The organism is Novosphingobium sp. SG754 (genome assembly GCF_013149315.1).
GTDB classification, from domain to species: Bacteria; Pseudomonadota; Alphaproteobacteria; order Sphingomonadales; family Sphingomonadaceae; genus Novosphingobium; species Novosphingobium capsulatum.
The window spans coordinates 1-13,514 of sequence record NZ_JABGCC010000022.1 but is presented as its reverse complement, the minus strand read 5'-3'; the positions used below and the strand labels follow the sequence as shown (position 1 = coordinate 13,514).

Genomic DNA, 13,514 nt, shown 5'->3' with positions numbered 1-13,514 from the left:
GCGTCAGTCGCTTACATTTGCTTTGTCGGACCCATCCTATTCCGCGCGCGGAAGCCGACAAAGCGATAGTTTCATTTATGGGTTCACGGCCTAAGCTGATCCTGCCAGCGCGTTCGCAGCAGCGGCTTACTGCCGGCCCGCTTCGATGCATTCTGTCGACAGCTTCTGTCAGGAGCAGCCGTCCGGGCGGCTGATCCAAACGACCGGATCTGGTCGAAAGAGGCCTCCGATCACGGCCCGATCAACCCTCAACAATCGAAGCACTCGCATAGGCCGCAACAACGCACCACCCCAAGGTCTCGTACAACGCCCGGCCATCGTCCGTCGCGACCAGCAGTTCCAGGCTATCGGGATCGCGCCGTGCCGCGTGCAAGGTCTGCATGAGGACATGGCCCAGGCCTTTGCGGCGATGGGCGGGCTCGGTCACGATGCGGTCGTAGACGAAGACGTGATCCGTTTCGGCGCCATAGCCGCTGGCGGCCAGTTCGCCGGTTTCACCAAGGATGCGGACGGCCACCACCGGGCCGGATTGCTCGGTGGTGACGCTGTAGCCGTGCGCCAGCGTTCGGTGCGGCATTGCGCCGTGGGCGCGCATCACTTGGCTGGCGGGGTGAACCGTCCAGTGCGGCGGCAGGGCGGCGCGCAGGGCCTCTGCCGTGGCGCACACCTTGATGAACTGACGGGGCTGGTGGATCGCGCGGGCGTGGTCTTTCAGGCCATCACACAGGCGCGGAAAGACCCAGCGCACGGTTTCCATGTCTGATCCGGTGTCGACGCGGAAGCCGCCGTGCTCGGGCACCGGCATGGGCAATCCGCGCGCCAGCGAGCGCGCGGTGAGCCAGGCGCGCAGTAGGTGCGGATCAAGGCCCTGGGAGTTCATCGCGGCGCGGCCCGGCGCGGTTACAGCAGCATCGCCTGGCGCTGCGCGATGCGGTCCTTGAGGCGGGCGATGGTGGCGGCGATGGCGGGCGCCTGCTCCAGGATGAGCACCGGGTCGTCGCCCGGCACGGCCTGGGCCAGGGCATGGGCGTCGGCCACCAGGTCCACGTCCACTTCCGACAGACGGCGCAGCGTGTCGGCCTCGTTGCGATAGCGCGCGGTCATGAAGTCGTTGCCAGGCACCGGCATATGCGCCACCTGCGCATCGAGCGCGCTGATCGTCTGGGCCACGGCTTCCAGCCGCTTGGCGTTGGCGACCAGGTCTGCGGGCGGGAACGGCTGGGCGCGCGAAGGCGGCGGGATCATCTCGCGGCGATAGCGCCGTTCGGCCTCGCTCAGCGCCTTGCGCGCCTGTTGCAACAGCTCGCTCACCATGCGGCGGATGCGCTGGTCATCGGCGCGCAGATCGTTTTCCACGCGATAGAACGTATAGCCATAGCGGCGGAAAAGATTGAGCGCGACCTGGCCTGCGCGCGCCGCCAGCCCGTCGTCCTCGGCCCCGCTCATGTCGGCACGCCCACTTCCGGGCCGAGCGGGTAGAAGCCGGTGGGCTGGCCACCGATCGCAAAGGGCATGCCCACCGCCGCGTTGGGGGCGGAGACCAGGCCCTTTTCCGCCATCTTGAGCGCAAGGTAATAGCGCACCGATTCAATCGGGGTGAGGCCGATCGCCTGAAGCGAGATCAACTCGCGCATGCGTTCGTCGCGCGGCATGATCAAGACCTTGAGGTCATTGAGCATGATGCCGTAAACCTTGAGGAAATCAGCAAGGTGGACCTTCACCGCCTCGCGCACGTCGTTGATGTGCTCGTTGATGTTTTCCAGCTTGGTGACCTGCACGATCTGGTTGATCGCCTGCTCGATCGCCGGGCCGGCATAATCGGCCACTTCGTTGGTATCGATCACCGTGCCGGAAAACGGCATGTGGGTGATCAGGTCGAGCGCTTCCTGCTTGCTGTCGATGTGGATGTAGTAATCGACGACATACGACACTTCGGCCATTTCCGCCGAGGTGGCGATGCCGCTGTTGCGCACCAGCAGCTTGGAGCGGTTGATATAGATGACTTCATAGACCCACGGCGAGGAGCCGCCGAAAAAGCCCTTGGCGATCGAGCCGATCAGCGGCTTGTCAGGCGTTTCGATGGCATATTGCCCGGTTTCATAGACATCGAGCACCGCCCCGCGCGACTTGAGCACGCAGAAGTGGTTGCTTTCCACCGTCAAGAGCGAGCCCGAGACAATGCTTTCATCAGCGATCTTGTAAGCGACGGTACGGGTGCCGAGCGCATCGGACCCATCGTTGCGCACCGTGGTGATCACTTGTCTGGTAATGGCCATCGCATGTCTCCTGAACGGAAGCGGGGAAAGGCGTGCAGGGTCTAGCGCGGGGAGCACAGCCCCGGGCCGCGCACGGTGCGGTAGAAGCGGTCCAGCGTGGCAGAACGCCGGGGCGCGCTGGGCAGCACGGCCGGGGCATCGCCCTCATCCAGCGCCCTGGCATCAGGATCGGCCAGGCCCGGCATTGCGGACGCGGCCGCCTCGACCGCCGGAACGGGCCGGCGCGGTGGCGGAGCGAGCAAGGGCTGGCGGGCCTGTCGCGACGCCTGCCGGCGCAGCAAAACCAGTAGGACAACGAAAGCCAGAATGAACAGATGACTCACGCGGCGCCTTTCTGATCTGGCCCTGCTGGATCGCAAGCTAGACCTTTCGCTGGCAATTTCTTCTGACAAATGAGATTATTACCAATATTTCATGCGTGTCCGCGCCGGTTCAAAAGAGCGGTTCCAACCCGCCCAAAAGCCCGCTTTGCGCGCTCTGCAATTGATTGTAGGATGCAGCCACCCAGGGAGGGGAACAAGACCATGGACGATCGCAAGATCCGCAAGGTACTGATTGTTGGCGGCGGATCAGCCGGATGGATGACGGCTGCGATGCTCTCGCAGGCCCTGGCGCGCGATTGCGCCATCACCCTGGTGGAAAGCGAGGAAATCGGCACGATCGGCGTGGGCGAAGCGACCATTCCGCCGATCCGCGTGTTCAACCAGACCCTGGGCATCGACGAGCGCGAGTTCCTAGCGCGGACCAAGGGCAGCTTCAAACTGGGGATCGAATTCGTCGGCTGGGGCGCGGAAAATTCGCGCTATTTCCATCCCTTCGGGCCTTATGGCCGCAATTTCGACATGGTGCCGATGCACCAATACTGGCTGCAGGCGCGGCGCCAGGGGGAGACCGCCCCGCTCGACGAGCATGCCATGGCCTGGCACCTGGCGCGGGCCGGGCGCTTTGCCCACCCCTCGCCCGATCCGCGCAGCGTGATGAGCACGTTCGACTATGCCTATCACTTCGATGCCGGGCTCTATGCCCGCTTCCTGCGCACGATTGCCGAACAGCGCGGCGTCACACGGGTGGAAGGCCGCATTGCCGACGTGGCGCTGCATGGCGAGACCGGCTGTGTCGAGGCAGTCACGATGGCCGACGGGCGCCGGATCGAGGCAGAACTGTTCATCGATTGCTCGGGCTTTCGCGGGTTGCTGATCGAGGGGGCGCTCAAGACCGGATACGAAGACTGGTCGCACTGGCTGCCGTGTGACCGCGCCGTGGCCATGCCTTGCGCGCATCCGGCCGCCGATCCCAACCCCACGCCCTATACCCGATCGACCGCGCGCGCGGCGGGGTGGCAGTGGCGCATCCCGCTGCAACACCGCATCGGCAACGGCTATGTCTTTTGCAGCGCGTTCCTGGATGAAGACCGCGCGGCCGAGGATCTCGCCAGCAGCCTCGATGGAACGGCGCTGGGCGATCCGCGCGCGGTGCGCTTCCAGGCCGGGCGACGCAAGCTGCACTGGAACCGCAACGTGATTGCCGTTGGCCTCGCCTCGGGTTTTCTCGAACCGCTCGAATCCACCTCGATCCACCTGATCCAGGCCAATATCTCCAAGATCCTGGCCCTGTTTCCCGATCGCGATTTCGATCCCGCCACGCGCGATGAATTCAACCGCATCGCCCATGGCGAGATGGAGCGCATCCGCGATTTCATCATCCTGCACTACAAGCTGACGCAGCGGCAGGATGCCGAGCTGTGGCGCCATGTGGCGGCGATGGACATCCCCGACAGCCTGGCCTTGAAGATCGCCCATTTCCGCCGCCACGGCCGCCTGATCGCGCGCGAGCTGGACCTTTTTGCCCCGCCGTCGTGGCTGGCCGTGCACATCGGCCAGAACAACCTGCCCGAAGGGCACGACCCGCTGATCGACTATCGCGGCGTGGATGGGCGCGAATGGCTGGGCCGGCTGCGCGGCGCGATGGCCGCAGAGGCCGCGCAGCAACCCCTGCATGGCGCGGTGCTGGCCGGGCTTGCCCCGCAGCCGGCATGAGCGAAAGCGCGGGTGAATGGCTCGACCGCGCCCGCATCCTGCGCGCGCGGCAAGACATGGTCGGCGCGCAAGGCGCCATGGCGCGCGCCCATGCCCTGGCGCCAGACGATCCCGCCGTCGCCTTTCTTCACGCGCAATCGTGCTATGAACTGGGCCATCCCGCCGCGCACCTGTTTGCCACGGTCTGCCGCCGCTGGCCCGACCATCTCGACGCACAGCGCAACCACGCCCTGGCGCTGGCCAGCGAAGGCCAGGCGGCAAAAGCATTGGCCACGCTGGAGGCGGCCTTGGCGCGCCACCCCGCCTGGGCCGACGGGCACCGCGTGCTGGGCTCGCTGCGCTGGGTGAACGGAGACCGCCACACCTTCGATGCCAGCTTTGCCCGCGCCGCGCGCGCCCATCCGGCGCAGCCCGCGCTGTGGCTGGGGTGGTTCGCGGCCGTAGCCCAGGTGCGCGACTGGCCCCGCGCCGCCGCCATCCTGGACGAGGCGGAGCGGCATCTGGGCGCGCTGCCTGCCCTGATCCAGGCGCGGGTGTTCCTGGCCGGGGAAAGCGGCGATGGCGCAGAGATGACCCGGCTGCTGCGCCAGGGCGGGCTGCCCGGTAGCCCGCTGATCACGATCGCGCGCATCCGCCAGGCGCTGCGCGAGGGCGCGCCCGATGCGGCGCTGGCCCTTGCCCTACCCCTAGCGCAGCAGGCGCCAGGATCGCCGCTGGCCGGGCAGGTCTGGCCCTATGTGTCCACCTGCTGGCGCCTGCTGGGCGATCCGCGGGCCCAATGGCTCGATGGCGATCCCGCATTTGTGCGCAGCGTGGCAGTGGGGCTGAGTACGGGGGAACTGGCACAACTGGCCGATCTGCTGCGCGGGTTGCACCGGGCACAATTGCCCTATCCCGAACAATCGGTGCGTGGCGGCACCCAGACTGACCGCAGCGTGCTGCTGCGCCACGAACCCGTGCTGGTGCGCACGCGCGAGGCGCTGCTGGCGGCAACGCGCGATTACATTGCCGCCCTGCCCCCGCCCGATCCTGCCCACCCGCTGCTCTCGCGCCCGCGCGATGCGGTGCGGATCAGCGGCAGTTGGTCGGTCCGGCTTCACGGGCACGGCTTCAACGTCACCCATTCGCATCCGTTGGGGTGGATCAGCAGCGCCTTCTATGTCGCCCTGCCCGATCCGGGCGACAGCCCCGCGCCCGATGCCGGGCACTTTCACTATGGCGCGCCGCCGCAGGAACTGGGACTGGATCTTGCCCCCTATGGCACGATCGCGCCGATGGTGGGGCAACTGGTGCTGTTCCCCTCCAGGCTGTGGCACGGCACAGTGCCGTTCGATGCGGGGGAGCGGCTGAACATTGCCTTCGACGTGGTGCCGGCAAGCTGATCCTCCCCGGCACGGGGAGGGGGACCAGCCGCAGGCTGGTGGAGGGGACTGGCGGCTGCAAACGGCGTTTCAGGCTGAAGATCCCCTCCACCACGCTTCGCGCGGTCCCCCTCCCCGTGCCGGGGAGGATTTTAGCGGCCGCGAAACGTCCACTGCCCTACAGGCTGCCAGGTGGCGCCGCCTTGGGGCAGGCGCTCAATGGCGTGGAGGTCGAGGCCGGCAAAGGCAAAGGCCTGCCCCTCGAACCGGCCCGCCAGCGCCGCCTGGAGCGCGCGGGCTTCGCTGCGGACAACCTTGTTCTGGACAGTTACATGAAAGCGCGGCCGGCCTTGGTCTGCCAGGCCGAGCAACCCCTGGAGCGCTTCCGCCAAATCAGCATGCACCGCGTTCAGCGCAGGGCTGTGCACGGCAACGGCCGTACCAGTGCCCAGGTCTGCCAGACCGGCGAGATGCGCGGTCGGTGGCGCGGTTTGCGCACAAACGCGGGCAGCCAAGCGCTGCACTTCGCCATGGGCGGAGGGCGGCAGCGCGTGAAACAGCGTGACATGGGCAGGCACATGATTGCGTTCGGGCGGATAATGCGCGCGGCGCAACCCTTCCATCTGGCCAAAGAACGCGGCGGGTAGCCGGGCTGTCAGGACCAGGGGCCCGCTCACCCGGCGCGGCCCGCCGCGCGGGAGAAATCGGAACAGCCGGAGCGATGCGCGCGCGCATCAGGCGGCAAATCCGTAAAACTCCGTATCGGACCAATAGAGCCGTAGTTGCGCAAATGCCAGCCTAGAGATCACCGCGCGCCCGGCGAATGGCGAACCATTTGGCCACATTGGCATTATGTTCGGCCAGAGTATCGGCAAAGACATGGCCACCGGTGCCATCGGCTACCATATACAATGCCTCGGTATGCGCCGGGTGCAGCACTGCCTCGATCGAGGCGCGGCCGGGATTGGTGATCGGTCCCTTGGGCAGGCCGGTCATCGAATAGGTATTGTAATCGTTTACAGCCTGGATTTCCGACTGGCGGATGCGGCGGCCCAGCGGCTTGCCGCGGGTGATCGGATAGATGATCGTGGGATCGGCCTGCAGCAGCATGCCCTTGCGCAGGCGATTGGAATAGAGCCCGGCCACCATGCGGCGTTCGGCTGGCTTGCCGGTTTCCTTTTCCACGATCGAGGCCAGGATCAGCGCCTCTTGCGGGGTCTTGGCCACGGTATCAGCGCTGCGCTGTGCCCACAATTCGGCCAGGGTCTTGGTCATGGCCGCCTGCATGCGCGCCAGCACTGCCTTGCGCGGTTCGCCACGGCGGAATTCATAGCTGTCGGGCAGCACGGTGCCCTCTTCGGGAACGTCGACGGTGCCGGTCAGCAGCGGCTGCGCCATCAGCCGTTCCTGCACCATGATCGCGGGCATGCCCTCGGGCACGGTGACCAGGCGGCGCATCGCGCCTTCGGCCCCTTGCAGAATCTTGAGGATGGTAGAGCCGCTGGCGTGGGCCGGCAGGCTGAATTCGCCGGCCTTGATCGGCGCCGTCGTGCCCAGCAGGCGCGCACGGGCGCGGAACGTGCTGGCCGAAGCGACTGCCCCTTCGGCCTCCAGCTTGCTGGCGATCGAGCCGATGCTGGCGCCATCGGGCACGACGAACGCCGTATCCTTGGCCAGCGGGCCCGGGCCATACCAGCCCCACAGGAAGTGGGTGCCCCATGCTGCCGCCAGGAGCAGCGCCCCCAGGATGACCAGCCGGACTTTACCGATGCGGGCAATCATGGGAGCGCGTTTCCTTGGTTTACGGCGGCCTTTCGGCTTGCCACGCGGGTTGGCCTTGCGGCTCAAACCGCCTTCATGATCAGGCTGGCGTTGGTGCCGCCAAACCCGAACGAGTTGTTGAGCACCGCGCGCACCTGGCGCTTCTTGGCCACGTGCGGCACCAGGTCCACGCCCTCGGTGCCCTCATCCGGGTTGTCGAGGTTGAGCGTGGGCGGCACGATCTGGTCGCGGATGGCGAGGATGCAGAAGATCGCTTCGACCGCGCCGGCCCCGCCGAGCAGGTGGCCGATGGCCGACTTGGTGCTGCTCATCGAGGCGCCCGACAGATCATCGCCCAGCACGCGCTTGACCGCGCCCAGTTCGATGGTGTCGGCCATGGTCGAGGTGCCGTGGGCGTTGACATAGTCGATGTCGCCCGGCTCCAGACCTGCCTTGCGCAGTGCCATGCGCATCGCGAGTTCGGCGCCCTTGCCTTCCGGGTGCGGCGCCGTCACGTGATAGGCATCGCCCGACAGGCCATAGCCGACCACTTCGGCATAGATCTTGGCGCCACGCGCCTTGGCGTGTTCGTATTCTTCCAGCACGACGACGCCGGCGCCTTCGCCCATGACGAAACCATCGCGGTCCTTGTCATAGGGGCGGCTGGCCTGTTCCGGCCGGTCGTTGTAGCTGCAGTTGAGCGCGCGCGCCTGGGCAAAGCCGGCCACGCCCAGCGGGTTGATCGTGCTTTCCGCGCCGCCCGCCAGCATCACGTCAGCATCGCCATCCTTGATCATCCGCGCGGCATCGCCAATCGAATGGGCGCCGGTGGAGCAGGCGGTGACAACCGCGTGGTTGGGGCCCATCAGGCCATACTTGATCGAAACCTGGCCCGAGATCAGGTTGATCAGGCGGCCATGCACGAAGTGCGGAGAGACGCGGCCGGGGCCCTTTTCGTGCAGGACGATCGATTCGCTCTCGATGCCCGGCAAACCGCCGATGCCCGAACCGATCGAGCAGCCGGTGCGCGTCTTGAGATCATCGTCCATGTCCACCAGGCCGGCATCTTCCAGCGCCTGGCCGGCAGCATCGATGCCATAGACGATGAACGGATCGACCTGGCGCTGAATCTTGTGATCGACTCGGCGTGACGCATCAAAGCCATAGGGATGGTCGGCCGGCTTCACTTCGCAAGCGATCTGGCACTTCTGGTTGCTGGCATCGAACCGCGTGATCGGCCCGGCGCCAGACTTGCCGGCGAGCAGATTCGCCCAAACGGTTTCCACGTCCGCGCCCAGCGGGGTGACAAGGCCGAGGCCGGTTACGACGACACGACGCATTCTTTTCTCCGCAAAATCACAAACGAACAGGCCCAGCCCCGCAGATATGGGGACTGAGCCTGCCGAATTCCTCCCCTGCCCGGCCCGCACTTGCTGGCCGGAACGGTTGGGGAAGCGGGGCGATCAGCCCTTGTTTTCGTCGATGTACTTGATCGCGTCAGACACGGTCGAGATCTTCTCGGCCGCATCGTCGGGGATTTCCACACCGAATTCTTCTTCAAAGGCCATGACCAGCTCGACGATGTCGAGCGAGTCAGCGCCGAGATCGTCGATGAAGCTGGCGTCTTCGGTGACCTTGTCGGCCTCGACGCCGAGGTGCTCGACAACGATCTTCTTAACGCGGTCGGCGGTATCGCTCATTATATGCCCCTTCGCAGGAAACAGGTTGGTGGTCGCGGGTCAGGCATCGCCCTAATAGGCTGTTGAACCGCTGGCAAGAGGCGCCCGCATCCTGGCCTGTCAGCCGTGGGACACAAGCGCCGGTCGGAATGCGCTGCCGCTCAGCCCTTGGGCTGTTCGACAACGCGAATGTTGAGCTCGCGCAACTGCTTGTGCTCGGCTGGCGAGGGCGCCCCCATCAGCAGGTCTTCGGCCCGCTGGTTCATCGGGAACAGCGTGATCTCGCGCAGGTTCTGCGCCCCGCACAGCAGCATGACAATGCGGTCGACGCCAGCGGCCATGCCGCCGTGGGGCGGCGCGCCATACTGGAACGCACGATAGAGGCCGCCAAAGCGCTCTTCCACGTCAGCCTTGGTCAGGCCAACGATTTCGAAGGCTTTGACCATGGTTTCGGGCGACTGGTTGCGGATCGAGCCCGAGGCGATTTCATAGCCGTTGCAGACCAGATCGTACTGGAACGCCTTGATCGTCAGCGGGTCCTGGTTGGTCAGCGCGTCCATCCCGCCCTGCGGCATGGAGAACGGGTTGTGGCTGAATTCCACCTTCTTGTTGTCTTCATCCCATTCGTAGAACGGGAAATCGACGATCCAGCACAGCTTGTAGGTGCCTTCTTCCACCAGACCGAGCTGCGCGGCCACGCGGTTGCGCGCCAGGCCCGCCAGCTTGGCGGCCTGATCGGCCTTGCCAGCGGCAAAGAACAGCCCATCGTTTTCGCCCAGGCCCAGCTCGGCATAGAGCGCGGCCATGCCTTCGGCGCCGTGATTCTTGGCGATCGGGCCACCGAATTCGCCGCCCTTGCGCGTGACATAGCCCAGGCCAGCATGGCCTTCGGCGCGGGCCCAGTCGTTCATTTCGTCAAAGAACTTGCGGCTCTTGTCCGCCGTGTTCGGCGCCGGAATGGCGCGGACGACGCCGCCGGTGCCGACGATCTTTTCGAACAGGCCAAAACCGGACTGCGTGAAGTGGTGCGAAACGTCGGTGATCAGCAGCGGGTTGCGCAGGTCCGGCTTGTCAGACCCGTACTTGAGGATCGCCTCGTCATAGGGAATGCGCGGGAACTGGCCGATCGGCGTCACCGGCTTGCCTTCGGCAAAGGCCTCGAACACGCCGCCGATCACCGGCTCCATCGTTTCCCAGACTTCTTCCTGGGTCACAAAGCTCATTTCCAGGTCGAGCTGGTAGAATTCGCCCGGCAGGCGATCGGCGCGCGGATCTTCGTCGCGGAAGCACGGCGCGATCTGGAAATAGCGGTCAAAGCCCGCCACCATCAGCAGCTGCTTGTACTGCTGCGGCGCCTGCGGCAGCGCATAGAACTTGCCGGCGTGGATGCGGCTCGGCACCAGGAAGTCGCGCGCGCCTTCCGGGCTCGATGCCGTCAGGATCGGCGTGGAATATTCAGTGAAGCCCGAGCCTTCCATGCGGCGGCGCATGTCGGAGATGATTCGCGTGCGCGTCACGATGTTGGCGTGCAGGGTTTCGCGACGCAGATCGAGGAAGCGATAGCGCAGGCGGATATCCTCGGGATATTCCTGCTCGCCGGCTACCGGCATGGGCAGCTCTTCTGCCGCCGAAAGCACCGTGGCCACCTTGGCGAACACTTCGATCGCGCCGGTTGCCAGGTTGGCGTTGACGGTCGCTTCGTTGCGGGCCTTGACCACGCCTTCGATCGTCACGACGCTTTCCACGCGCACGGATTCGAGCAGCGGCAGCGCCGGGCTGTCGCTGTCTGCCACAATCTGGGTGATCCCGTAGTGATCGCGCAAATCGACGAACAGCACGCCGCCATGGTCGCGCTTGCGATGCACCCAGCCCGAAAGGCGAACATTTTCGCCGACATGCTCGCGCGAGAGGGCGCCGCAGGTGTGGGAACGGTAAGGATGCATCGAAACTCTTTCCAATCGGTCTGCAATAAGGCAGGTGAGACAGGCTTAAATGTCAGGCGCGGCCAAGAGGCGATGGCCACGCTTTTGTCAAGCCGCCGCTCCCGGACGGGGGCACCACCGGCCCCATGCCGCCACGGGTGTTTGGCACCCAGGTGCGGTTCGGGCCATACAGAAAAGAACGATGAAGATACATCCGCTGATTACCACGACCGCCGCGCTTGCCGATCTGTGCGAGCGGCTGGCCAAGTCAGACTTCGTCACGGTCGACACCGAGTTCATGCGCGAGAACACCTATTGGCCCGAATTGTGCCTGGTGCAGATCGCCAATGAAGAGGAAGCCGCGGCCATCGATCCGCTGGCGCCGGGGATCGACCTTTCGCCCATGCTCGATCTGCTGGTCGACAACGAAGACGTGCTCAAGGTCTTCCACGCCGGCGGGCAGGATGTTGAAATCATTTACAATCTTTCGGGCCGCACGCCGCACCCGATCTTTGACACGCAGATCGCCATGATGGCCCTCTCGCAAAGCGAGCAGATCGGCTATTCCAACCTGGTGGAAGCGTGGCTGGGCCTGTCGATCGACAAGGGCGCCCGCTTCACCGACTGGTCGCGCCGCCCGCTGACCGAACGCCAGATCGAATATGCGATCGGCGACGTGACTCACCTTTCCAAGATTTTTCCGCGCATGCTCAAGCGCCTGATCAAGACCGGGCGCGGCGAGTGGCTGGATATCGAGATGGAAAAGCTGGCCGACCCGGAAAACTATCGCAACGACCCGGGCAAGGTGTGGGAAAAGATTCGCCCGCCCAGCCGCAATCCCGCCGTGCTTGGCCGGTTGCGCGCGATTGCCGCCTGGCGCGAGGCCGAGGCAATGGACAAGAATATCCCGCGCGGGCGCATCATGCGCGATGAAACCCTGGCCGACATTGCCAGCCACCCGCCGCGCGAACAGCACGACCTGGCCAAGGTGCGCGGCCTTTCTACCGGATGGAAGGATAACGATATCGGACGCCGCCTGATGCAGACGCTGGCCGATGCCAAGCCGTTGACCGAGGCGGAAATGCCCCCGCGCGCGCCGCGCGGCGCCCCGCTGGGCAAGGAAGGCGCGCTGGTGGCCGACCTGCTCAAGCTGCTGCTCAAGATCCGCAGCCGCGAAATCGACGTGGCCTCGCGCCTCCTGGCGCGCAGCGATGATCTGGAGGCACTGGCCGCCGGGCAGCGCAAGGGCTTGGCCCTGCTGGAAACCTGGCGCTACGAACAGTTCGGCCGCGATGCGCTGGAACTGGTGGAAGGGCGCCTGGCCTTTGCCGTGGTCAACGGCAAGCTCAAGATGGCGCACATCGACCAGATCGGCAACAACGGCCCGGCCAAGGCCACGCCAGCCGAACCCGAAGCTGGCGAGCCACTCGGGGAATGAGCACCTACCTGCCCACGCTCAAGCAGCTGCAATACCTCGTCGCGCTGCATGAACATGGCCATTTCGGCAAAGCCGCCGATTCGTGCTTCGTTTCACAGTCCACACTGTCGGCCGGGCTGCGCGAACTCGAATCGCTGCTTGGCGTGACGCTGGTGGAGCGCACGCGCCGCGTGGTGCGCTTCACCCCGCTGGGCAACCAGGTGGTGGCCAAGGCGCACCGCCTGCTGCGCGAGGCGGAGGAACTGTCCGAACTGGTGCAATCGCACGGCGTGCCGCTGGCCGGCGAACTGCGCATGAGCGTGATCCCCACGATCGCGCCGTTCCTGCTGCCGCGCATTCTGCCGCGCCTGCGCCAGGAACGCCCGCAGTTGAAGCTTTTCCTGCGCGAGGAGCCCAGCGCCGCCGCGATCGAATCACTTCACCACGGCCGCGCCGACTGCGTGCTGCTCGCCCTGCCCTTTGCCACCGGCGAAGTGGACGTGGCGCCGCTGTTCAAGGACCGGCTCTATGTGGCGTTCCCGCAGGACGATCCGCGCAACCCGCCCGAATCGGTGCCGCCGGCGCTGATCGATGAAACGCGCCTGCTGCTGCTGGAAGACGGGCACTGCCTGAAAGAGCATGCCTTGGCCGCCTGCAACCGGCCGGAACTGCGCGCCAGCGCGACGATGATCGGCACCAGCCTGCACACCCTGGTGCAAATGGTCGACAATGGCCTGGGGCTGACCATGCTGCCCGAAATGGCGGTGGACGCCGGCATTCTCAACGACACCCATATCGTTGCCCGCCCGCTGCAATCCGATCATGCCTATCGCGAAATCGCCCTGGTGTGGCGCAAGAATTCGCCCCGCGCCGACGAGTTTCGCCTGCTGGCAGAGGAATTGCGCACACCATGAAGGTGCAGCGCCACAACGCGCTGGAAGATCTCTATGGGGTTGCGACCGGGTGTTTGAACCGTCCCGGGTTTTCCGGAGGCAGTTTCAATAGGGTTATGCAGCCATATCGCGGTTCTCAAGTGCTGCATAGTAATTGGCTTCGGCCTCG

The 13,514-nt window shown here is 65.6% G+C and carries 13 protein-coding genes; 4 read left to right on the top strand and 9 right to left on the bottom strand.

Going from position 1 to position 13,514, the window contains the following annotated elements:
* Positions 1 to 241: 241 nt before the first annotated feature.
* Genes FHW97_RS21815 through FHW97_RS21800 form a run of 4 tightly spaced genes read right to left on the bottom strand, consistent with a single transcriptional unit; the run spans position 242 to position 2,599 of the window.
* Positions 242 to 880, bottom strand: coding sequence for a GNAT family N-acetyltransferase (locus FHW97_RS21815; RefSeq protein ID WP_171799741.1), 639 nt, complete (start codon positions 878 to 880; stop codon positions 242 to 244).
* Between the two features lie 20 nt (positions 881 to 900).
* Positions 901 to 1,446, bottom strand: a complete 546-nt coding sequence (locus FHW97_RS21810; RefSeq protein ID WP_171799740.1) for a hypothetical protein — start codon at positions 1,444 to 1,446, stop codon at positions 901 to 903.
* Positions 1,443 to 2,276 (bottom strand): SPFH domain-containing protein, encoded by an 834-nt coding sequence (locus FHW97_RS21805; RefSeq protein ID WP_169048247.1) that lies wholly within the window; start codon positions 2,274 to 2,276, stop codon positions 1,443 to 1,445. Before FHW97_RS21805 ends, FHW97_RS21810 begins: the two co-directional genes overlap by 4 nt.
* Positions 2,277 to 2,317: 41 nt before the next feature.
* On the bottom strand, positions 2,318 to 2,599 hold the full coding sequence (locus tag FHW97_RS21800; protein WP_171799739.1) for a hypothetical protein: 282 nt from the start codon (positions 2,597 to 2,599) through the stop codon (positions 2,318 to 2,320).
* Between the two features lie 201 nt (positions 2,600 to 2,800).
* Here FHW97_RS21800 and FHW97_RS21795 point away from each other — a divergent pair, with 201 nt between their 5' ends.
* Together FHW97_RS21795 and FHW97_RS21790 are read left to right on the top strand one after the other, a co-directional pair.
* Positions 2,801 to 4,312 (top strand): tryptophan halogenase family protein, encoded by a 1,512-nt coding sequence (locus FHW97_RS21795; RefSeq protein WP_171799738.1) that lies wholly within the window; start codon positions 2,801 to 2,803, stop codon positions 4,310 to 4,312.
* Entirely contained in the window at positions 4,309 to 5,694 is a 1,386-nt protein-coding gene (locus FHW97_RS21790) for a putative 2OG-Fe(II) oxygenase (RefSeq protein WP_171799737.1), read from the top strand. Before FHW97_RS21795 ends, FHW97_RS21790 begins: the two co-directional genes overlap by 4 nt.
* A gap of 131 nt (positions 5,695 to 5,825) precedes the next feature.
* Here FHW97_RS21790 and FHW97_RS21785 read toward each other — a convergent pair whose 3' ends face one another.
* The 5 genes from FHW97_RS21785 to aspS form a co-directional block, all read right to left on the bottom strand.
* Complete coding sequence (locus tag FHW97_RS21785; RefSeq protein WP_171799736.1) at positions 5,826 to 6,350, bottom strand: 2'-5' RNA ligase family protein; 525 nt, start codon at positions 6,348 to 6,350, stop codon at positions 5,826 to 5,828.
* A gap of 121 nt (positions 6,351 to 6,471) precedes the next feature.
* Positions 6,472 to 7,455, bottom strand: a complete 984-nt coding sequence (mltG, locus tag FHW97_RS21780; protein WP_022675707.1) for an endolytic transglycosylase MltG — start codon at positions 7,453 to 7,455, stop codon at positions 6,472 to 6,474.
* Positions 7,456 to 7,517: 62 nt separating this feature from the next.
* Positions 7,518 to 8,774, bottom strand: coding sequence for a beta-ketoacyl-ACP synthase II (gene fabF, locus FHW97_RS21775; protein ID WP_022675711.1), 1,257 nt, complete (start codon positions 8,772 to 8,774; stop codon positions 7,518 to 7,520).
* 123 nt (positions 8,775 to 8,897) lie between these two features.
* Positions 8,898 to 9,134 (bottom strand): acyl carrier protein, encoded by a 237-nt coding sequence (locus tag FHW97_RS21770; RefSeq protein ID WP_028657713.1) that lies wholly within the window; start codon positions 9,132 to 9,134, stop codon positions 8,898 to 8,900.
* Between the two features lie 140 nt (positions 9,135 to 9,274).
* On the bottom strand, positions 9,275 to 11,056 hold the full coding sequence (aspS, locus tag FHW97_RS21765) for an aspartate--tRNA ligase (RefSeq protein WP_171799735.1): 1,782 nt from the start codon (positions 11,054 to 11,056) through the stop codon (positions 9,275 to 9,277).
* A 181-nt stretch (positions 11,057 to 11,237) separates the two neighbouring features.
* On the opposite strand from aspS, the gene rnd reads away from it, so the two are divergent.
* Both rnd and FHW97_RS21755 read left to right on the top strand, forming a co-directional pair.
* Positions 11,238 to 12,473: a ribonuclease D gene (gene rnd / locus FHW97_RS21760; protein ID WP_171799734.1), complete on the top strand. Its 1,236-nt coding sequence runs from the start codon at positions 11,238 to 11,240 to the stop codon at positions 12,471 to 12,473.
* Positions 12,470 to 13,366 carry a hydrogen peroxide-inducible genes activator gene (locus tag FHW97_RS21755; protein WP_022675704.1) on the top strand — a complete coding sequence of 299 codons (897 nt, stop codon included), beginning with the start codon at positions 12,470 to 12,472 and terminating at the stop codon, positions 13,364 to 13,366. The genes rnd and FHW97_RS21755 overlap by 4 nt, the downstream gene beginning before the upstream one ends.
* The last annotated feature ends 148 nt before the right edge of the window (positions 13,367 to 13,514 follow it).

What these genes read in the sequence shown, in the direction of transcription:
- FHW97_RS21815 (WP_171799741.1), bottom strand. Translation starts at nt 880, where the DNA reads ATGAACTCCCAGGGCCTTGATCCGCACCTACTGCGCGCCTGGCTCACC.
- FHW97_RS21810 (WP_171799740.1), bottom strand. Translation starts at nt 1,446, where the DNA reads ATGAGCGGGGCCGAGGACGACGGGCTGGCGGCGCGCGCAGGCCAGGTC.
- FHW97_RS21805 (WP_169048247.1), bottom strand. Translation starts at nt 2,276, where the DNA reads ATGGCCATTACCAGACAAGTGATCACCACGGTGCGCAACGATGGGTCC.
- FHW97_RS21795 (WP_171799738.1), top strand. Translation starts at nt 2,801, where the DNA reads ATGGACGATCGCAAGATCCGCAAGGTACTGATTGTTGGCGGCGGATCA.
- FHW97_RS21790 (WP_171799737.1), top strand. Translation starts at nt 4,309, where the DNA reads ATGAGCGAAAGCGCGGGTGAATGGCTCGACCGCGCCCGCATCCTGCGC.
- mltG (WP_022675707.1), bottom strand. Translation starts at nt 7,455, where the DNA reads ATGATTGCCCGCATCGGTAAAGTCCGGCTGGTCATCCTGGGGGCGCTG.
- fabF (WP_022675711.1), bottom strand. Translation starts at nt 8,774, where the DNA reads ATGCGTCGTGTCGTCGTAACCGGCCTCGGCCTTGTCACCCCGCTGGGC.
- FHW97_RS21770 (WP_028657713.1), bottom strand. Translation starts at nt 9,134, where the DNA reads ATGAGCGATACCGCCGACCGCGTTAAGAAGATCGTTGTCGAGCACCTC.
- aspS (WP_171799735.1), bottom strand. Translation starts at nt 11,056, where the DNA reads ATGCATCCTTACCGTTCCCACACCTGCGGCGCCCTCTCGCGCGAGCAT.
- rnd (WP_171799734.1), top strand. Translation starts at nt 11,238, where the DNA reads ATGAAGATACATCCGCTGATTACCACGACCGCCGCGCTTGCCGATCTG.
- FHW97_RS21755 (WP_022675704.1), top strand. Translation starts at nt 12,470, where the DNA reads ATGAGCACCTACCTGCCCACGCTCAAGCAGCTGCAATACCTCGTCGCG.